General features: G+C 49.5%; 19 protein-coding genes and 1 pseudogene. 3 read left to right on the forward strand and 17 right to left on the reverse strand.

Annotated features, from left to right (window positions below):
* Positions 1-111: 111 nt before the first annotated feature.
* The 4 genes and pseudogenes from AWJ19_RS19140 to AWJ19_RS19155 form a co-directional block, all read right to left on the reverse strand.
* Positions 112-897, reverse strand: coding sequence for an ABC-2 family transporter protein (locus AWJ19_RS19140; RefSeq protein WP_068726153.1), 786 nt, complete (start codon positions 895-897; stop codon positions 112-114).
* Between the two features lie 4 nt (positions 898-901).
* Positions 902-1696, reverse strand: a complete 795-nt coding sequence (locus tag AWJ19_RS19145) for an ABC-2 family transporter protein (protein WP_068726204.1) — start codon at positions 1694-1696, stop codon at positions 902-904.
* A 43-nt stretch (positions 1697-1739) separates the two neighbouring features.
* Positions 1740-2794: pseudogene (locus AWJ19_RS19150) on the reverse strand (ABC transporter ATP-binding protein).
* 74 nt (positions 2795-2868) lie between these two features.
* Complete coding sequence (locus tag AWJ19_RS19155; RefSeq protein ID WP_068726155.1) at positions 2869-3651, reverse strand: GTP cyclohydrolase II; 783 nt, start codon at positions 3649-3651, stop codon at positions 2869-2871.
* A gap of 161 nt (positions 3652-3812) precedes the next feature.
* Between AWJ19_RS19155 and AWJ19_RS19160 the strand changes: the two genes are divergently transcribed.
* Positions 3813-4139 carry a helix-turn-helix domain-containing protein gene (locus AWJ19_RS19160; protein ID WP_068726157.1) on the forward strand — a complete coding sequence of 109 codons (327 nt, stop codon included), beginning with the start codon at positions 3813-3815 and terminating at the stop codon, positions 4137-4139.
* Between the two features lie 95 nt (positions 4140-4234).
* Here AWJ19_RS19160 and AWJ19_RS19165 read toward each other — a convergent pair whose 3' ends face one another.
* From AWJ19_RS19165 to AWJ19_RS19180, 4 genes are read right to left on the reverse strand one after another with little or no spacing between them, the layout of a single operon-like run.
* On the reverse strand, positions 4235-5119 hold the full coding sequence (locus AWJ19_RS19165; protein WP_068726159.1) for an ABC transporter permease subunit: 885 nt from the start codon (positions 5117-5119) through the stop codon (positions 4235-4237).
* The gene (locus AWJ19_RS19170) at positions 5116-6081 is read right to left on the reverse strand and encodes an ABC transporter ATP-binding protein (RefSeq protein ID WP_068726161.1); all 966 of its coding nucleotides are present in this window, start codon (positions 6079-6081) and stop codon (positions 5116-5118) included. Before AWJ19_RS19170 ends, AWJ19_RS19165 begins: the two co-directional genes overlap by 4 nt.
* A complete protein-coding gene (locus AWJ19_RS19175) occupies positions 6078-7208 on the reverse strand; it encodes a hypothetical protein (protein ID WP_068726164.1) in 1131 nt (376 codons plus the stop codon). Before AWJ19_RS19175 ends, AWJ19_RS19170 begins: the two co-directional genes overlap by 4 nt.
* A 35-nt stretch (positions 7209-7243) precedes the next feature.
* Positions 7244-7765 (reverse strand): sigma-70 family RNA polymerase sigma factor, encoded by a 522-nt coding sequence (locus AWJ19_RS19180; RefSeq protein ID WP_068726166.1) that lies wholly within the window; start codon positions 7763-7765, stop codon positions 7244-7246.
* A gap of 254 nt (positions 7766-8019) precedes the next feature.
* Here AWJ19_RS19180 and AWJ19_RS19185 point away from each other — a divergent pair, with 254 nt between their 5' ends.
* Positions 8020-8901, forward strand: a complete 882-nt coding sequence (locus AWJ19_RS19185) for a glycosyltransferase family A protein (RefSeq protein ID WP_068726168.1) — start codon at positions 8020-8022, stop codon at positions 8899-8901.
* A gap of 111 nt (positions 8902-9012) precedes the next feature.
* Here AWJ19_RS19185 and AWJ19_RS19190 read toward each other — a convergent pair whose 3' ends face one another.
* The 5 genes from AWJ19_RS19190 to AWJ19_RS19210 all read right to left on the reverse strand — a co-directional run bounded on the left by AWJ19_RS19190 (position 9013) and on the right by AWJ19_RS19210 (position 15394).
* Entirely contained in the window at positions 9013-10473 is a 1461-nt protein-coding gene (locus AWJ19_RS19190; protein WP_068726170.1) for a PTS transporter subunit EIIC, read from the reverse strand.
* Positions 10474-10520: 47 nt separating this feature from the next.
* Positions 10521-11027: a PTS glucose transporter subunit IIA gene (locus AWJ19_RS19195; RefSeq protein ID WP_068726171.1), complete on the reverse strand. Its 507-nt coding sequence runs from the start codon at positions 11025-11027 to the stop codon at positions 10521-10523.
* A gap of 22 nt (positions 11028-11049) precedes the next feature.
* Positions 11050-11916 (reverse strand): PRD domain-containing protein, encoded by an 867-nt coding sequence (locus AWJ19_RS19200; RefSeq protein ID WP_241781807.1) that lies wholly within the window; start codon positions 11914-11916, stop codon positions 11050-11052.
* Positions 11917-12102: 186 nt separating this feature from the next.
* A complete protein-coding gene (locus tag AWJ19_RS19205) occupies positions 12103-14883 on the reverse strand; it encodes a CHASE3 domain-containing protein (protein WP_241781808.1) in 2781 nt (926 codons plus the stop codon).
* A 127-nt stretch (positions 14884-15010) separates the two neighbouring features.
* Positions 15011-15394, reverse strand: coding sequence for a DivIVA domain-containing protein (locus AWJ19_RS19210; protein ID WP_068726175.1), 384 nt, complete (start codon positions 15392-15394; stop codon positions 15011-15013).
* A gap of 187 nt (positions 15395-15581) precedes the next feature.
* On the opposite strand from AWJ19_RS19210, the gene AWJ19_RS19215 reads away from it, so the two are divergent.
* The gene (locus AWJ19_RS19215) at positions 15582-16145 is read left to right on the forward strand and encodes a TraR/DksA C4-type zinc finger protein (RefSeq protein WP_068726177.1); all 564 of its coding nucleotides are present in this window, start codon (positions 15582-15584) and stop codon (positions 16143-16145) included.
* Positions 16146-16147: 2 nt separating this feature from the next.
* Here AWJ19_RS19215 and AWJ19_RS19220 read toward each other — a convergent pair whose 3' ends face one another.
* The 4 genes from AWJ19_RS19220 to AWJ19_RS35315 all read right to left on the reverse strand — a co-directional run.
* Positions 16148-16507 carry a helix-turn-helix transcriptional regulator gene (locus tag AWJ19_RS19220; RefSeq protein ID WP_068726179.1) on the reverse strand — a complete coding sequence of 120 codons (360 nt, stop codon included), beginning with the start codon at positions 16505-16507 and terminating at the stop codon, positions 16148-16150.
* 775 nt (positions 16508-17282) lie between these two features.
* Positions 17283-17942, reverse strand: a complete 660-nt coding sequence (locus tag AWJ19_RS19225) for a general stress protein (RefSeq protein WP_068726182.1) — start codon at positions 17940-17942, stop codon at positions 17283-17285.
* Positions 17943-18141: 199 nt separating this feature from the next.
* Positions 18142-18954, reverse strand: coding sequence for an ATP-dependent helicase C-terminal domain-containing protein (locus tag AWJ19_RS19230; protein ID WP_068726184.1), 813 nt, complete (start codon positions 18952-18954; stop codon positions 18142-18144).
* A 181-nt stretch (positions 18955-19135) separates the two neighbouring features.
* On the reverse strand, positions 19136-19390 hold a 255-nt coding region (locus tag AWJ19_RS35315), incomplete at its 5' end, for a hypothetical protein (RefSeq protein WP_198536602.1).

Here is a 19390-nt window from a genome sequence, read left to right on the forward strand (position 1 = left end):
TTATCGCATCCCGGTAGTATGATCTGATGAATTTAATTTGGTGGATTTTGTGCATACAAAAAAAAGCAGACGGATGATTTCTCATCCGCCTGCCTCAAAGAAGATATTGTATTAGGAGCCTGCTCCCTTATACCGCTTAACCCCGTAATTCCAGCATACAAGTCCGATGCACAGGAATACGGCGCCGACAACCGGTGTCAGTATAGCCATCCCCCTCATCTCATCACGCTGCAGGAACAGGGCTGCCGGATAGATCCCGACAAAAGCAAAAGGAATAATCCAGGTAAGCAGCACCTGAATCGCCCGGTTGTAGATGGTCACCGGATAACGTCCGTAGTTCTGAATGTTATACATCAGCGGCAGAATGCCGGTTGGGGCATCGGAATAGAACGACAACGAAGTCAGTGCCGTATAAATCCCGGTATAGATCGCCACTGCACTCAGCGTGAGCAGCAGAAGTACTGGAACAGTCCACCATTCAAAAGGCAAACCAAGATTAGCACCGCTTATAGCCATAATGACCAGTCCGATGAAGGAGCCGATCAGAGACGGCGGGTCTACATTTTCCAGCAGAATCTGAAACAGGTTATGTGCCGGACGGGTCAGCACGCGGTCCATTTCACCTTTGACGATGTAGCGCTCACTGAAATTCCACATGTTCACAAAGCAGCTGAAAACGCCGAAAGGAACCATGAAGAAGCCATAGACGAAGACTACTTCATTCTGATTCCAGCCGCCCAGACTTTCCGTATGCATAAATATAACCATGATAAAGATAAAGTTCGTCGCCTGGAACAGCAGATCTGAGATAACCTCCACCCAAAAATCAGCGCGGTAGGTTAACCGGGTTTTCATATAATTTTTGAGATATTCCCATAATAAGCCTAGATGATACATCTGCTTAGCCCCCCTGCACGAACAGCCGCTTGCGCGCCGCATAATAAAGCCAGACAATCGGAATCAGCAGCACCAGGAACCAGAAGACCTGAATACCGAGCACATTCCAGATGCCCACCCCTTGTACGCGTCCTGTAAAAACAGAGCCCGGAAGGTATGTAATCGCCTGAAACGGCAATACATCCAGTACAGAGGACAACCAGCCCGGAAACAGGCTGATCGGAACGATCAGACCGGAGAAGAGGTCGACAATGACCCGCTTCATCCGCATCACACCCTCATTATTTTCCACAAAAAAAGCGCTTAGCCCAGTGATCACATTAATCTGTGAACTGATCAGGAAGCTGAAGAAGAGCATAACCAGAAACCCAATCCAAGCGGCTGGATCTGTCGGGAGCTCAACCGGAAAGAGCAGAATCGCCACAACCATTCCCGGAATCATCAGCATCAGAAAGCGGAACAGGCCTTCCCCGAGACCCTGCATCATTTTGACGAGGACATAGTTATACGGACGGATGAACTGGATCGCGATGCTTCCGTCACGGATATCTGATGAAATCTCCCGGTCAAGGTTATTGAAATAAAAGGCTCTCGCCATCCAGGAGACGGCAACATAGGTGGTCATCTGCGCGCTGGTAAAGCCGCCCAAGGATTCACCCCCGCCGTAAATGGCCTTCCAGGTGAAGTAATTGACTCCGATATTTAGCGTATAGATCAGGATACCCGAATAATAATTAACACGGTAAGCAAGCATGGTCAAAAAACGGATGCGGATAAAATCAAAATAAGCACCGAGCAGCAGCAGTTTCCCGTTCTCCTGCGAACTGCCGGCCTCAAGAGATTTAGACATGTGCCGCCTCTTTCTCATCCTGCAGTGCCGCGATTTTGTCCTCCGGTTTGTCTGCAGAGCCGGACTGATAGATACTGCGTACAATCTCATCCGTATTGGTCTCGATAATTTTGATGTCGGTAATATCCGCCGCTCCGACCACACGGGCCAGTACATCCGAAACGTTAAGCTCAAGCGGAATCCATACCTTGGCACCCAGATCGTTCTCCGCAGTCCAGGTGACAGGCATTCCCTCTGTCCATTGTACGAGCTGAGCCAGCCTGGTAGCCGCACCGAACTGGAACTGCACCTCACGCCCGGTTCCCCAGCGCTGTTTCAGCTCCTCAAGGCCGCCGTCATAAATAATCCGTCCGTCATCCAGCATAATGACCCGTGAGCAAAGGGCTTCTATATCCTGCAGATCATGGGTGGTCAGCAGAATTGTGGTGCCGTGCTCGCGATTCATATCCTTGAGGAAATCGCGGATTTCTGACTTCACGACGATATCCAGGCCAATGGTCGGCTCGTCCAGAAACAGAATGGACGGGTTATGCAAAAGCGCAGCGACCAGCTCGCAGCGCATCCGCTGGCCAAGACTCAGCTTGCGGACCGGCCGGTTGAGCAGCTCCTGGAGCTCCAGCCGCTCGACAAGCTCATCCAGCCGCTTTTTAAAATCGTGCTCCGATACTCTGTATACTTTACGCAGCAGCTGAAAGGATTCAATAACGCCAATGTCCCACCAAAGCTGGCTGCGCTGGCCAAATACAACGCCGATATTCTGAACGAACTTCTCTCGCTCCATATAAGGAACAAATCCGCCTACTGACACTTGGCCTGAAGTCGGGACAAGAATGCCCGTGAGCATCTTGATCGTCGTCGACTTGCCTGCCCCGTTCTCCCCGATGTAGCCGCAGATTTCGCCCTCGGGAATCTTGAACGAAATATCTTTAACAGCGGTAACCTCGGAATACTGCCGTTTAAACAAATCAGCGAAGGCCCCCTTGAGGCCCTCGCGGTTTTTTTGGACTTTAAAGGTTTTGCGCAGTCCTGCACTTCAATTGCGTTCATAGAGTACCTCGCTTACTATAAGTTGGGTTCAGTTCTCCATTATAATGGACAGAGCCGAAAAGCACTACCCCTCATTATTTAGCGACTCTTCCTTCAAAAAAATCAGCCGTCTTCACAGCCTCCAGATGCCCGGAACGGGTAACCTTGGTCCGCAGGTACTTTTCGTTAAAAACGGACACATCTCCCCACAGCGGAATCCGTTTACCGGTATTCATTCCGGCCGCCTTCAAAGCTTCAAGCTTCTTCGGATTGTTCGTAATCAAAGTGACCGGTTTGCTGCGAAGCTGCTGAAGAACGCTGATCGCGTCGCTGTAATCTCGAGAATCATCGGCAAAGCCCAATTCCAGGTTAGCTTCTACTGTATCATAGCCTTCCTCCTGAAGAATGTAGGCCATTGCTTTGCTGAACAGCCCGATGCCTCTGCCTTCATGGTTAGCCAAATAGAACAGCGCCCCGGAGCCGTGCTGTGCGATCATCTTCATCGACTGGCGCAGCTGGAATCCGCAGTCGCAGCGCTTGCTTCCGAAAATATCCCCTGTATGGCAGATGCTGTGCATCCGGATCAGGGCCTCGTCCGAATGTTCAAAATCACCGTACACCAGTACACTCGACTGCTGCGCATCGGCAAGCTTCAGCGAAGACAGCCGGGAGATCAGCAGCTCTGTTGCTTCCTTCGTATCACCCTGCTGGAGATCTTCATCAGCTGTATTAAGCCAGCTGTACCATTTGAAAGTAACCGTCTCTCCGTCCAGATTGACAGGCAAGGTGATTGGTCCGACCAGAATGTTTGTATTGTCATTGTTAGTAATCCACTTGATTTTATTCTGCAATATAGAAATGATATCCGGTTTAATCATAATTGCACCGTCCTAAAATTTAATTATTAAAATTCGCTATAGTAACTATTTGTAAGTTAGTTTATCATTGTAATATAACTTCGTCAAGTTATAATATATATTTAAATATTTATAATTACTTATTGTAAGTTTGTGATATAATGAATGCAGAGGTGAGTTAAATGAATGAGTTCGAGATGTGTCCCCGCTTTGAGAAGGCGGTAGATGTTCTAAGCAAACGCTGGGTCGCACTGATCGTATTTGTATTAATGCAGGGCCCCCGCCGGTTTGGTGAAATCGAGGGCTGCCTGTCTAATCTCAGCGGTAAGGTATTATCTGACCGACTAAAGGAAATGGAGAATGAAGGAATCATTCAGCGTACAGTGTATCCCGAAATGCCGGTGCGCATTGAATATTCCCTGACTGCCAAAGGCAATGCCCTGGCTCCGATTCTTGGAGAGATCAACAGCTGGTCCTCTGAATGGATTGAGCTTGGAGTCAAGCAGTGAGCCCCGCTTTTGAAGCAGATAAGCGCCCTTTTTGAACCGGATCCGGCTCAAAAGGGCGCTTATTTTTGTAATTATGCGAGTTAACCTGGACATCTTTATAAATCTCTTCGCTGAAACCGAAGTAGTCCAATAAGCAGTGCGACAAGGGTATACCCTATAGCATAGATAATAAAGGTATCCGATGGACCAGTTCCCCCGCTAAGCATACTAAAGCTGCCGCTTGTTATATCTACTATGCCACTGAGCTCCTTAATGCTAAGCAGTTCTGTTATCATTCTGCGCTGCAGGCTGTCTGCAGGCATAGCCATAGAGATGAGCCCGGTGAGATTATGGAGCATCACCAATCCGTCAGGCTCAAGCCGCAGTGATCCGCTCAGCTTATCCAGCATGCCTCCAAGCCAGCCTGCACCATAGAGCATCGTCATAAAGACACCGTTGCCGAGTGCAGAGAAAATGCCTGAGCCCAGCATTGCAAGGCTCACCAGTAACGGAACAGCGGACACAAACAGCAGAAAGGCTCTGAGCAACGCTACAGGATTCTGCGGAATTGCCGCGTGGTACCGGGTAATAAGCAGGATAGAAGCAAACAGTATACCCGCATAGATAACCCCTAGCGAGACATATCCAAGCCAGCGGCCAAAGTACCACTTCCAGCGCGGTAACGGACGAGGCAGCATTGCCTGCATGATTCCTTGCTCTGCCTCCCCTGATACAGCCGAAAAGGAACTGAATATTGCCAGAAAAGCAATGACAAAGGAACCGAAGAAAAAGCCAAGCATCAGAATAAAAGCACCGTTTGTGAACCGGGCAATCATGGTGCTGAAGCTGATCATCCCGTTTCCGTCAAAGACATCATTTTTACCAATTGTCTGTGCAACAAACCAGAAAGCCAGCAGGAAAACAACAGTCAGCAGCAGGGTAAGCAGCATTACTTTTTTGCGGAGCAATTCCTTCCAGGTCATGCCGGCAATGATCCTCATTCCTTCTCCCCCCTGTGACTGAGGCCTGATACGGCATCCATAAACCAGCCCTCGAGACGTTCCTTTTTGCGTGTTGCTTCATATAAAATCATTCCCTGCTCAATAATCAGCGCATTCACCCAGCCGGCCTGCTCCTCATTATCCAGCTCTGCTTCCAGCCAGACAACACTTTCGTCCTCCGGTGCAGCCTCGTGATTCACTGTTTCATGGAGCTGAAAGCCCGTCTGCTCATTCAGCCAGGATAACAAAAAGGGCGAACAGCCTCCGACTTTAAAAAGCCAGGTGCTTCGCTTACTGAGCAATTCCGATGCTGTGCCATGCCGCAGGATTACACCGTCATTCAGTAGCGCCATTCTGTCACAGAGTGCCTCTACATCGCCAAGAAGGTGTGAGTTGAGAAAAATGGTAACTCCCTTCGCCTTCAGCCGCTCCAGAATACTGCGTACCTCTGCCCTGCCAACCGGATCAAGTGCTGAAGACGGCTCATCCAAAAAAACAAGCTGCGGCTTATTTATCAGCGCACAGGCTAAGCCAAGCCGCTGCTGCATTCCCTTGGAGTAATGCTTGACGCGGTCTTTGCCGCGCTGTCCAAGCCCGACCTCCTCCAGCAGCTCGGGTATTCTCCGCTGGGCAGCTGTTTTATCCATCCTGCATAATCGAGCGTGCAGCTGCAGAACCTCTAAACCAGTCAGCCATTCCTGATAACGGTACAGCTCCGGCAAATAACCGATGCATGCGTTTGCCTCCATAGACCCGATTCTGTGCCCGAAGATACTCGCTTGCCCGCTTGAAGGAGCTATGAGCCCTACCAGCATTTTCACAAAGGTACTTTTACCGGCCCCGTTGGGACCGAGGAAGCCGAAGGCTTCCCCTTTTCCCACCGTTATCGTTACATCGCGGCAGCCGCGTCCATTCCCGTATTCTTTGGACAATAACTGTGTTTCTATTGCCGCTTCTCTCATTCAGTAATCAGCTCCTGCAGCTTAGCGATAAATTCATCTTTATCCGGATACCGGCTGCCGCCGGATAATTCAAACATCTGTCCCTTATGAATCCAAGTTGCAATAAAAACGGGATCCTGGCTGTAATCGAACTCCTGGAGGATTACTGGTGTACCGGCTACCGTTATTTCCTTGGCCGAATCCCCTTTAATCAGTGGCATTGGTAATTCACCGGCGAGTACCCGGCTCTGCTGCAGGCTTTTTTTCCAATGCTCCGGCAGAATCGGTAAGTTTAGTACAGCCTGCAGCGCTTCGTCCACCTCGATCGACGAGTCCATAATAATAGTTGGTGTATCCATTTGTGTCAGGCTGGCCCATTGGCCGTCTGCCGTGGACAGATCATAAATCACGGTCTCCGGCAGATGAAGGGTGATCGGCTTCCCGTCAACCGATTCTGGCAACAATTGCTTCGCACCCAGCCGTTTGAGCGCCTCATTGACTGCGTCAACCTTGAGCGTCATTGTAGCATCACGGGATTCTGTCACTTGAACGGAATGAATGTCTTCCAGTATAGCTGCGCTCATAGCAGGGTACCCGACAACGGACTGCAGCTGATCTATTAAGAGCGTGTCATAATAAGTTCCGTAAGAAGTCGTAAAGCTGCCGAACTTGTTCTCGGCTTCGCTAACTGCTTCACCTTCATTTATCTGATTGAACAGCTCGCGAATTTCACTTTCATTCACAACAGTAACATCCTGCATCCTGAACTGGTTGAGGATCGCCGCCATTGCCGTATTCCCGACTGGTGTAGCCAGAACTACAGCAGTGAGAGCAGCTGCAGTAGCGGCTGCAGCCCATTTACGGCTGCGGGTCATCCGCGTTTTGCGGCGTGATGAGGCTTTTGACGGCTTGACGGCTTCTGTAGCCGGAGCCTCACGTTCCGGCGATATGCCGGCATTATGAAAGACAGAGCTGGTTATTCTACGGCCGGCTTCTTGCTCTTCAGCGTTGTAAGCCTCGGCCTGGCCCCAGCTGTCCCATACCGGATTCACCGGCTCATCAGCCAGCAGCTTCTGCATTTTCAACCAAGCCGCATCTGTAGGTTCTGATCCGGATTTATTGGAAGATTTGATCTCAGGGTTCGTCATTATTTTATTCCTCCTATATAATAGCTTGTTTACACTTATTCCGTCTGGGGCAGAGCCTCCGCCGCCTGCTGCTTCAGCTTTTGGGTGGCCCGGCTCAATAGAGTTCCCACGACCGGCGGCCTCACTCCCAGCTTCCCGGCAATTTCCGCATAGCTATAGCCTGAGTAGCGCAGTAGTAATGCCTGACGGTCCCTGTCCGGCAGCTCGTCAAGCCACTGGCGGACATCCTCCTGCTCCAGCTTGCTGAGCACCGCCTCTTCGCCCGACGGCGGAGCGGCCCCTGCATCATAGAAAATCTCCTGCCTTTCCTGCAGCAGCCTCTCTCTTGCTTTTTTGTTCAGATAATCGTAGCCGGTCCGGGTAAGCACACGGTGCAGCCACGCACCAACCGCCTGCGGATCATCCGGTGGGTTACGGTACAGCTTGAGAAAAACCTCCTGTGCCAGATCGTCTGCCGCCGATTCATCACGAACCAGAGCAGCCAGCTTTCGCCGTACTACGGTATAATACTCATAGAACAATTCTTTAAACTTATCAGTTGATTCCGGAATATCCATTGTTTTATTTCCTCCTTATCAGCTGCAGCTATAAGTAAGACGGTCGCCGGGACTGTTTTATATCACTCATCTCAAAGTTATTTTATCAGCCTTGATCAACAACACAAAAAGCAGCCCCCTAAATACAAGGAAGCCGCTTCAAGCATAATAAGAAAACAAGACCTTTGGGGAGCTGCCTTTTTGATTCCTCCTATCGCATCCCGGTGTTCCTCATCATAGTGTAATCCGAGACATGTTTTTAGGAGGAATGCCAGGTGCCCAGAGTTTCAGTAATTATGCCTGTCTATAATAATGCTATATATTTACAGGATGCCGTTAATTCAATCTTGCTACAAACGTTGAGTGATCTTGAGCTGATCATTATTGATGACGGATCAACTGACGGATCAGCGGGTATCATTCATGAAATAAAAGATGCCAGAGTAAAAAAAATTTTTCATTCTGTAAATATGGGAATTGTCACTTCGCTGAATCAAGGGCTCGATCTGGCCCGGGGAGAATACATTGCCCGTATGGACAGCGATGATGTTGCAGCCCTAAACCGCTTGGAGGTTCAGGCTTACTTCATGGACCAGAATCCCCACATCGATATTTGCGGAACCGGATACACGACCAATTACACCGGGCCAGTTAAATTAAATCCTCAGCGCCACGATGAGATTAAGGTCTGGCTGCTATTTCATTCCTGCCTGCTTCACCCTTCCGTAATGATGCGGCAAAGCTCAATAGACCGTCTCGGAATCCGTTATGATCATGATTATCCTCATGCAGAGGATTATGAGTTGTGGAACAGGCTTTCCTCAACCGCACAGCTCGCTAATGTTCCTCATAATTTAATGTTCTATCGGCCGCATGAAGGACAAATATCCAATAAACACCGACTGGTACAAGATATTTCTGCACGGAGAATACGTGTGAAGCAACTTTCTCAGCTGGGTATTCAATTATCGGATGAGGAATATGAGCAATTGGCCAAACTGGCTGAGTTTAGAGTGAATACTGAAGACTATCAGGAGTATCAGGCAGCAGCAGGATTTGCAAACTGGCTGATTGATCAAAATCGGCAGTACCGGGTATTCGACCAGGAGTTATTTCAAATGGCTCTATCCAAATGTATATCAAGAGTTCCATACTAAAAACATCAGATCTGATAATAATAACCCGCCGGGCTTTAGGCCTGACGGGTTATTATATGGCCCCGGAAACAGCCGGGCCGGTATTCATTTATCTTCCATACTGTACTTCTATTACATCAGCTTTTTAATATCATCCTTAATCTGCTCGGATTGCGGACCGAATACAATCTGTACCGCACCCTGGCCGAGCCGCATAACCCCTGAAGCTCCCAGCTGTTTCAGGGCTGCATCTTTTACCGCCTTGTCATCATTAACATTCAGCCGCAGCCGGGTAATACAGGCATCAATTGTACGAATGTTGGATGGTCCGCCGATATTCTCCAGGATCTTTGCTGCTCTGGATGATGACGATACAGTGCCTCTTCCGCTTCCGACAGCAACCTCCTGCAGATCATCTTCTAGATCATCTTCGCGTCCAGGTGTCTTGAGATTAAACTTCACGATAATGAAGCGGAACAGCACATAATAGAGCACGAAGAAGGCAAGCCCTACCGGAATCAGAATCCAGGCGTTAGTAGACTGCTTCATATTCACGAGGTAATCGATCAGACCGGCCGAGAAGCCGAAGCCGAGCTTAACGTCGAGCACATACATCAGAAGTCCCGCGAGACCGGTCAGAAAGGCATGCACTACATACAATACCGGTGCAACGAACATGAATGAAAATTCAAGCGGCTCCGTAATCCCTGTCAGGAAGGACGCGATCGCCGAACCGATAAAGATGGAAGCAACTACCTTGCGTTTTTCAGGTTTGGCTGTATGAATGAAGGCTAATGCCGCACCCGGAAGGGCGAACATCATAATCGGGAAAAAGCCTGTCATGAACATTCCGGCGGTTTTGTCTCCGGCAAAGAAGCGGGTAAGGTCACCATGCACGATTTCACCGGCTGCATTGGTGAAGTCACCAATCTGGAACCAGGCAATTGTGTTAATGACATGATGCAGTCCGATAGGAATCAGCAGCCGGTTCGCCGTACCGAAGACGAATGCGCCAATTGCCCCCAGGCTGACTACCCAGTTCCCGAAATCACTGATTATATCCTGAACCGGGCTCCAGATCATTCCGATGAACACAGCAAGCACCATCGTGGAGGCCGCAGTGATGATCGGTACAAACCGCTTGCCGGCGAAGAAGCCGAGCCAGTCAGGCATTTTTACATTATGATATCTCTTGTACAGGAAGGCAGCCCAGGCACCGGCAAAAATCCCGCCCAGCACACCCATATTCAATACGACATCATCATTAATGAAGGAGAACTGCAAAGGCACAATTTCCAGCACATTTTTGAGCACCATATAGGCAATAAGTGCTGACAGTGCAGCAACGGCATCTCCGGCAAAGCCGATTGCCACCCCGATAGCGAAGATTAACGCCAGATTTCCGAAGATCGCGCCGGCGCCTGCATTCAGGAAAGGCGCTACGTACTGGTTCAAAAACCCTCCGACCACACTGCCAAACGGCAAATCCTTTTCATAATCAATCAATCCGAACCCCTGCAGTATTGCTGCCGCCGGCATTGTGGCAACCGGAAGCATCAGAGACTTGCCTAACTTCTGTAGAAAAGCCAACATAATACAATCATCCCCTTAGATCATAGTTGGTACTGCTCTATATGTCGTTACTGTGCTGCTACTTTCAAAATAAGGTCTTTCCCCGCTCTAACCTGTCCGTGCAGGCACTCTACTGCCGGCGGTGTCTCCTCCATGCTGGTGACAATCACCGGAGAAATCGTAGCAAGGCCGGCTGCACGGATTGCTTCAAGATCAAACTCGATTAATAATTGTCCGGCCTTTACATGGTCGCCTGTAGCAGTATGACTCTGAAAACCGCTGCCCTTAAGGCTGACCGTATCAATTCCGATATGTAGCAGCAGCTGCAGACCGGAAGCGTGTTCAATAATCAGCGCATGCCCTGATTTCACGATATGAGCAATTTTTCCGTCAAAAGGTGCATACAGCTTGCCTTCTGCAGGCTCAATCGCAATCCCTCTGCCCATATGTCCGCCTGCAAAGGTATCATCAGGTACCTGACTCAGCTCAACCGCCTGCCCGCTCAGCGGGGCATTAATTTCTATGAATTGCACAGTACGCGGCTCTTCTTTTTTGGATCTCCATCTGGAAAACATCCGCACCACTCCTCTCATGTTGTTATTTATTTTTCTCTATAGTCTGGAACAGCCGGTGCAGGTGCATCGCCAGGAAGCATAGCTCCTCTTCAGGAACCTGTACCTCCAGCCTGCTCTGGATAACTTTCCCCAGCTTCTGCGCCAGCTTGTATTCCGTTTTGTATTCTTTCTTAATATGCTTGACGAACGGATTGTCAATTAACGAGCCCTGCAGGATCCGTTCCAGCGAGAACCGCAGATGGATCATCAGCCTAACATGATTCATACTGCCGTGTTCAAACGTGATTTTTTGTTCGGTCCTGATCTGCTCCAGCAGCTCATTGACCATATTCGATACCTTTACCAACTGTCCGACCGGTACATTGCTGACCGCTGAATAGACATGATAAGTCAGGAAGCCGACTTCATCCTCCGGAATCTGTACATTGAACTCGGCACTGATTTTATCCGCTGCTTTGAAAGCGATCTCAAATTCCTTGGGGAACGTCATTTTGGTTTCCTGCAAGAAGGGATTGATGATATCCATACCGCTGCGCAGACGGTAGATGGTGAACTGGATATGGCTCGGGAGCGCCAAATAAATCTTGTCGTTTAACTTGCCGGGAAACTGACTGGTGATATCTCCGATAATCTCATCGGTAATCTTCATTACTTTCGGATCGATATCTTCCAGCAAAATCTGATACTGGCTCCATTCCTCCCGGTCTTCCAGGCGGAACAGCTTCTCAATCCGCTGATCATTAACCTCAATCACACCGGTATCCTTGACTGCGAAACCGATGCCTTTGCCGATAATGACATATTCCTTGCCGTTCTTGCTTCCCTGTACCATAACAACATTGTTCCCGATTACCCGCTGCACTTGAAAGGTTTCGATTTCCCGCGACAAGTTCTCCCTCCTTCCCCTAATCTTCAGAAATTTGGCAACAAAAAAAGCCAAGAACCGCCTCATATACAATGAAGACAATCCTTGGCTCATGCCCTTAACAGGTAACACGCCGTTTGTTATAAATGATCATTTATGAGCTTATCATAAATCATAGTCCATATTCCGTCAATGGTAATTTTAGAAAAGTCAAGCCGGGCTGCCGGGCTGTACATCCCTGGGCTTAATCAGCCTGCACATCCGTGTGACAACATCCTGTATCAAAACAGGTTTGCTTATGAAATCGGATGCTCCTGCTGCAAGGCATCTCTCCCGGTCTTCCTTCATGGTCCTGGCCGAGACCGCTATGATTGGAAGCTCCCTGAGCAGCAGCTCCTCACGGATAATGGACAGCGTATCATAGCCATCGAGGTTCGGCATCATAATATCCAGCAGGACCATATCGACCTCAGGCTGTTCCCTGACGATCTGCAGGCATTCATAGCCGTTCTGTGCTGTCAGGATATTCATATCGTATGGAAGCAAGCCATTCTTAAGGGCATAAATATTACGCAGATCATCATCGACAATCAGCACCGTCCGGCCATGCAGCTTCTCATATTCTCTTTCAAATAACATGCTGTCATTCAGCACCTGCTCCTGTTCACGGGAACCGGCTGCATTCTCCTCACTCGCGGCTGCGGCGGGATACCATGCTCCAAGCGGTATTGGCACAATATCAGACTCCTCCTGAAGGTATGGAAGATACAGGGTAAATGTGCTGCCCTTCCCTTCCTCACTCTGCAGAGTAATATATCCGCCAAGCAGCTTAGCCAACTGAAGGGATATGGATAAGCCCAGTCCCGTACCGCCGAATTTTCGTGCAGTAGTGCCGTCTGCCTGCCTGAATGCTTCAAAGATAAGCTCCCGGTTAGCTTCCGATATTCCGATCCCGCTGTCGGTAACCGCAAAGGCCAGCATCTCCACCGGAGCACTGTCCGGTTCATCAGGCCGGTATTCGGTACAGCTGATTTCTACCCTGACAAACCCCTGCTCTGTGAATTTGAAGGCGTTGGATAGCAAATTGCGCAGAATCTGATGCATGCGCATTTCATCCGTAAAGAACAGATCGGGCACATTGTCGTCCAGGTGCACCGCAAACTCCAGCTGATGCTGGGCAGCCGTTTTTTCAAAATAACCGGTAAGGAGTGCTGGCAATTCGGTGAGATTAACGGCATCCATTTCGACCATCATTTTACCTGCCTCCACTTTGGAGAGGTCAAGAATATCGTTGATCATGGCCAGCAGATCACTGCCGGAGGAATGGATAACCGAAGCATACTCCAGTTCCTCTTCCGTTAAAGAATTATTGCGGTTCTCCACGAGCAGCTGGGAGAGGATCAGCATACTGTTAAGCGGCGTGCGAAGCTCGTGGGACATATTGGCCAGAAATTCACTTTTGTAACGCGAACTGAGCTCCAGCTGCTTGGTGTATTTTTCCAGCTCAACGGCAGCATTCTCGGCTACAGATTTCTGGTTTTCCAGCTCTCTGTTGAGATCCATCAGTTCACTGGTGTGATTCTGCAATTCTTCCGTCTGCACCTGAAGCTCCTCAGACTGCACCTGCAGCTCCTCGGACTGCACTTGCAGCTCCTCATTCATACTCTGGGAATCCTGATATAGTGACTGGATTTCCATTCGGGTCATAACGGAATTCAGCGATACACCCAGGGCACTCAGCAGCTCATACAACAGCTCCACATGATGGGAAGCCCATTTGGTTAAGGAAGCGAACTCAACCACAGCAAGAGTCTTATTCTCAAAAACAACCGGAGCAATTACTGCAAACCTTGGTGCAATCCGGCCCAGCCCGGAGTTTATGCTGATATAATCCTCAGGAAGATCCCCAATGAACATAACCTTCCTGTCTACAGCGCACTGTCCTATAAGTCCTTCACCGGCCTGAATCTGCGCAGCTCCGTAAGGGATGTCAGCATCTGCCCTTCCCGCATAGGAGTACATCCGTTTGTAAACGGCCCTCTTGTTATCTTTCTCATTATTCAGGACATAAATGGCCCCGTACTGAATCTCAAAGGTCGTTGCCAGTTTATTGACAAAAGTTCTGCTCATAACGGAAAGGTCCGTTGTTTCCTGCAGAATGATAGAGGTTGAAGCGATCTGCTCCGTACACCATTGGTCAACCTGTACTTTGTCGAGCAGCCTGTTCGTAGCTTCGCCAAGGTCATATACTTCATCCATAGTTTTGACTTTGAGCCTCTCGGACATATTGCCTCCGTCAGCGATGCTGTTGATAGCCTGAATGACATGCTGCAGCGGCTTCACGATACTCACAGAGAGCAAGTAGGTAATAAGTAAGGCCAGCAGTGCCACAAGTGCCCATAAAATATACATTGTGGTAATCAGCTTGTGGTTGCTGTCTTTAAGCATATCAATCCGCTCATTGGTCAGCTTGCGCTCATTATCACGAAAATAATCCGATTGGATGCGGATAGAGTCAATCACCGACTTGCCGGAATCATTCTGAAAATACTCTGCAACTTCATCATCCCGGCCAAGCTGCTTCAGATGTACCACATACTGCCCGGCTTCCTGGATCCATTTTTCAATATCGCGTTTAATGTTTTCGAGGTTGTCTATCTGGTTCGGGTTATCGGTTATAAGAGCTTTAAGCCTTGCATAATTTACAGTCCATTGTGACAGCCCGCTGTTAAAAGGCTCCAGATAGCTGGAGTTCCCTGTGAGTGCAAAGCCCCTTTGTCCCGTTTCCATATCCAGTACATTTTTTTCAATCCGGTATGTAAGCTCGTGTACTTCAATATCATGGTCACTTAAATAAACGGTCTCCTGCTCCAGATCGGTAATCCGGCTGGAAACAATCACAAGGAACAGACCCAGCATAACAAGAATCACAGTATAACCGAGGGCTATTTTACCGCGGATATTTAAACTCCTAGTCTGCTTGGTAAGCAAGAGTTCAACCTCCATCTGGCAGGATATAAATCTCTCTACCTAATAGTATAAGCCGAAGCAGCGTCAAACAAGCTAACGCCTGCTGACGCCGGTATTTCATGTAAGGATGGTATGTGAAAACACGCGGCTACAAGTATTTCTCTGTACGGGGGAGCTTGTCCTTTAACAGGCGGAGGTTGCCCTCAAGTCTGGCCACAATATCTTCGAGATCCTGCGGATCAATTCCCCGGATGACAGGCGGCGTTGCTGCTGCAGCCTTGCTCTGCTCCTTCAATTCACGCAGCTCCAGCTGCTGCTCCTGCCATTTATCCATCAAATCAGCGATGGTTGCATAAAACCGTTCGTAGTCCTTGATCACACTATCTAAAAAAGTGTCCACCTCTTCAGCATCGTAACCGCGCAGCTTCATGCTGAATTCCTTTTCATGTATGGTGAGTGCATCGAGCGTAATACCTAGCTGGCTGAACAGCTTTCTTTGTTTGTCCAGTCTGCGTTTCATATGTTCGTCCATTGCTGTGACCTCCATGCTTTGTCTATGTTCTTTTAGCAGTATTATTATATCAGGCTGAAAGCGGTATGAAAATATCACTAAAGTTGCAGTTTCTGCTCTATTTCTCCAGCTGATTGCCTCTCCGGTGAATAGGGTAAGGAAGATTACACAATAACACTACTCTAAACGCCGAAAGGAAGATGGGACCATGAGTCACTTAACAGATCAGCAGCTTGCCGCACTCAAGAATGCGCTGGATGAGCGCAGACAGGAGCTGGAGCAGCATTTCAAAGATAATGATGAAGAAAACAGCCTGCTCGGCGACTCGCTCCGGGTATCAACCGGAGAATTGTCAACTGTAGACAATCATCCTGCGGATGCAGGCACCGAAACCTTTGAACGAAGCCGTGATCTCGGCATTAATAATGCGCTCAGAGATGAGCTGGAAGATATCGAAGCTGCCCTGCAGCGCATGGAAGAAGGCACATACGGAATCTGTGTCATCAGTAAAGAGGAAATCCCGTTTGAACGCCTTGAGGCCATTCCTTATACACCTTATGCAGTAGAGCATGTGCCTGGCCGGGAATCTGCGGACGAACGCCCTGTTGAAGAACAGGTGATGACCCCGCCTCCTTCCGGAGCAGGCCAGAGCCGCCAGGAGCATAGCGGCAGATTCGATGATGCCGACGCCTGGGATTCTGTAGAGGATTACGGGAGCGCAAGCTCACCAGTACCGCTTCCCGGCCATGATTCGGATGATCAGGATTCCTGAAGTTAATAATTATCTGAGACTGCTTTGTTAAGGATACCCAGGCAGCGGTCCAGATCTGTTTTTACCTGTTTCTTGTACAGCCGGGCTTTCTCCTCCCCGTCAGCCGTGAAATGATAAAGGACGATTTCCTGAAAATCGACCTTGGGATCATTCCCCTTCAGCTGCTTGGTGCGGTACAGTATTCCTTGCTGCACCAGCTCGTGCAGGGCGCGGTATACCTCACTCTGGGGAGGCGAATAGCCATAGGCTTTGAAATCCCTCCGCAAATCCTCCAGCATCTGATAACCGTATCCCTTATGCTGCTCAACCATCGTAATCAGATACACCTTGATAAATGCCCGCTGGGCAATCATAAAAGCCATGTTATCCCTCCTGTTCATCTTCCGCCAGCCGATAACCGTCAGCGGAAAATATTAACTCTAGTATATCGCCTATTTATCTAATTTCATAATTTGAAAGAATCAATGTGCCGGGTGGAGTGACAAGGTAATAAATGCGGCATTTACACCCACTCAAGAATGTGTGATATACCATTTGGGTGATACGGGTTCACTTTTTCTGTGTCTATTTGTTTCTAAGGTGAGGTGAAAGAATTGGATAAGTTCGCAGGTGTGAGGTTTAGTTTTTTTGATCTTACTATTTTGAATTTTTCATATGTTGTAATATTGACAATAATAATAAAAATGTATAGGTTTATACCTTTAAAATAGCATAGCGTTATACTCTTTAATCCGAGATCCATCATTTAATTAGCAAAATCCCTCAATATGATTCTTTTGACAGCTTCTTTCCCTTTTAGCACCTAAATCTGGTTGGAATCTTATGTCGTTTGATTTTCTCCTTCCTAATGACTGTTTTGTGTACCTAGTACGCATAGTGTGACTAGTATGATTAGTATGATTAGTGTGACTAATGAGACTAATCATACTAGTGTGAATTTTTCATATGTTTAAATTGTAGAAGTTAGAATATATAATTTCCCTGCCGGTTTATCTTTTGAGCGGGGCATCGGGAATTTCTGAAAATAAAAAGACTGCACTCCCGGATAAAATCCGAAAGATGCAGTCCTGGTTATCTTTTATTCATTTTGCCGGAATGGTTACTCCGGTCTGGTCACACCATTTAGGCAGATCCAGGTTACATCCGGTTACGGTTGTAGAGATCCGGGTCGCTTCCGGCATTCATTGAACCTCTGTTGCCCAGCGTATTCCCTACTGTGGTATCATCCGGAGTAAGGTCAGGGTTGGTAGCCCCTCTGTCCGCCAGTGTATCTGAGGCAGTATTTGTATTGTAAATAGAGTCATACCGGCTGGCGTTCAATGAACGGTTACCGCGGAAGACATCATGGATTGCATTCCCTCTTCCGTTGTCATCGACAAGAACGAGGATTTTCCCGCTGTCGACATAACCTTCATATTCACGCGCTTCGTCCTCCGGAATGCCCAGGCCAATCAGGCCGCCAACAAGTCCGCCCGCGCCTGCACCGATAGCTGCACCTGTCAGTGTAGCCACAATCGGTCCGGCTGCGAGAATTGGTCCGATGCCCGGTATGGCAAGCGCCCCGATTCCGGCAAGCAGTCCGGCAACCCCGCCGACTACACCGCCTGTAGCAGCACCGGTTGCTACACCTTCCGGCGCCATGGTGCCTGTATCTTCAGAAATACTTTGTAATTCATCACGGTCTCTGGTAATGATAGATATTTCATCGTTTCTGATGCCCTTGCTCTGCAGATCTTCAATTGCTCTGGTTGCTTCTTGTTCCGTATCAAAGATGCCTACGATTTTTTTGGTAGTCACTTGAAGCCCTCCTTCGTAATTGTCGTTCGCTACATTATTACCCTATAATCGTTCAGTCAAACAGTGTACAGGGATGGGATGACAATTTGAAAGAGGAACAGACATCAAGTGCAATCTGTTTAGTTGAATGAACCCTACTTAATTGCGGTGTTAATCCACTTCTGCGGACAATAGTCTATTGCTAAGGAATCTATACAGATCATTTATTGCCTGGCCGGGTCCGGCTGGTAGCTACTGCCTGCAGCGGATCATCCGGCCAGTAGTGCTTGGGATACCTCCCCTTCAGATCCTTCTTCACCTCAAAGTAAGTACTGCGCCAAAAGCTCCCCAGATCAGCGGTTACCTGCATGGGGCGCCTTGCCGGCGATAGCAGGTGCAGCAGTACCGGAACCTGCCCCATCCCGATCCGCGGCGTATCCACCTGGCCGAACATTTCCTGCAGCCTAACAGCCAAAACAGGAGCTTCCGGGTTGCTGTAATCAAGCGGCACACGTGATCCGCTGGGTACCGTTATGTGAGTAGGGGCTTCCCGGTCAAGCATCTGCCGGCTGTTCCAGTCCAGCATCCCTTCAAGCGCTTTGGACAGCGGCAGACGCTGCAGATCCCGCAAATTGCGCATCCCCTGCAGATAGGGGCGAAGCCAGTCCCCTAATGTATTTAGCAAAGCTTCATCCGAGACATCCGGCCAGTCTTTTCTGACCTTATGCATAAAAGCCATCCGTTGACGCAGCTGAGCCGTACCTTTATCCCACGGCAGCATATCCAGGCCCTCTTCAGCAATAACGGACAGCAGTACCTCCTCTATCTCCTCTGCTTCCGGGCGCTCATGCGTCGTTTCCTTTAATACCAGTGCGCCGAACATCGTCCGCCGGTGCGCCTTCACGCTGCCGCTCTCTTTGTCCCAGAAGACAGCCCGTTCCTCGGTCAGGCTGTCTGCATGATGCAGGAGCAGCTCCGCTTCGGGCAGCTCCGCAGCCAGCAGTATCCGTCCCTGCCCGGCGCGGTCATCCACGCCAGCGGCAACGATGAAGGCCGAGCGGGCCAGCGGCTGCCCTCGCGCATCGCCGCCCCCCGGCCGCCGGACAGCAGAAACGCGCCGTCCCCGCGTTTCTGGCCTACCCGGTCGGGGTAGGCGAACGACAACAGCAGGCCTATGCGGCTGAGGTCGCCGGGCATTGTCTCCGGCGCAACCTTCAGCTGCGCCAGAAGACCCTGGCTCTCGCGCTGCACCGCGCGCAGAGCCGCCGGGTCCGCGCTCCCGCTTGCGCCGGAGCGCTCAAAAGCAAAGCGAGCGCCTCCACGCGGAGCGTGATGTCGCTGCCCTGATCCGCGGGACCCTTGAACAGGTCCCGCTCCTGCAGCAGCGCCGCCAGCCGGCAGGCGAGCGGCGCTTCGCCAAGCAGAGCCGCGCGCAGCAGCATATGCGCGGCGCGCGGGTGTGCGCCGAG

The sequence above is a fragment of the Paenibacillus sp. DMB5 genome, assembly GCF_001517085.1.
Classification (GTDB): Bacteria; Bacillota; Bacilli; order Paenibacillales; family Paenibacillaceae; genus Paenibacillus_AQ.

What these genes read in the sequence shown, in the direction of transcription:
- AWJ19_RS19165 (WP_068726159.1), bottom strand. Translation starts at nt 5,119, where the DNA reads ATGAGGATCATTGCCGGCATGACCTGGAAGGAATTGCTCCGCAAAAAA.
- AWJ19_RS19160 (WP_068726157.1), top strand. Translation starts at nt 3,813, where the DNA reads ATGAATGAGTTCGAGATGTGTCCCCGCTTTGAGAAGGCGGTAGATGTT.
- AWJ19_RS19215 (WP_068726177.1), top strand. Translation starts at nt 15,582, where the DNA reads ATGAGTCACTTAACAGATCAGCAGCTTGCCGCACTCAAGAATGCGCTG.
- AWJ19_RS19220 (WP_068726179.1), bottom strand. Translation starts at nt 16,507, where the DNA reads ATGGCTTTTATGATTGCCCAGCGGGCATTTATCAAGGTGTATCTGATT.
- AWJ19_RS19140 (WP_068726153.1), bottom strand. Translation starts at nt 897, where the DNA reads ATGTATCATCTAGGCTTATTATGGGAATATCTCAAAAATTATATGAAA.
- AWJ19_RS19195 (WP_068726171.1), bottom strand. Translation starts at nt 11,027, where the DNA reads ATGTTTTCCAGATGGAGATCCAAAAAAGAAGAGCCGCGTACTGTGCAA.
- AWJ19_RS19180 (WP_068726166.1), bottom strand. Translation starts at nt 7,765, where the DNA reads ATGGATATTCCGGAATCAACTGATAAGTTTAAAGAATTGTTCTATGAG.
- AWJ19_RS19155 (WP_068726155.1), bottom strand. Translation starts at nt 3,651, where the DNA reads ATGATTAAACCGGATATCATTTCTATATTGCAGAATAAAATCAAGTGG.
- AWJ19_RS19190 (WP_068726170.1), bottom strand. Translation starts at nt 10,473, where the DNA reads ATGTTGGCTTTTCTACAGAAGTTAGGCAAGTCTCTGATGCTTCCGGTT.
- AWJ19_RS19170 (WP_068726161.1), bottom strand. Translation starts at nt 6,081, where the DNA reads ATGAGAGAAGCGGCAATAGAAACACAGTTATTGTCCAAAGAATACGGG.
- AWJ19_RS19175 (WP_068726164.1), bottom strand. Translation starts at nt 7,208, where the DNA reads ATGACGAACCCTGAGATCAAATCTTCCAATAAATCCGGATCAGAACCT.
- AWJ19_RS19210 (WP_068726175.1), bottom strand. Translation starts at nt 15,394, where the DNA reads ATGGACGAACATATGAAACGCAGACTGGACAAACAAAGAAAGCTGTTC.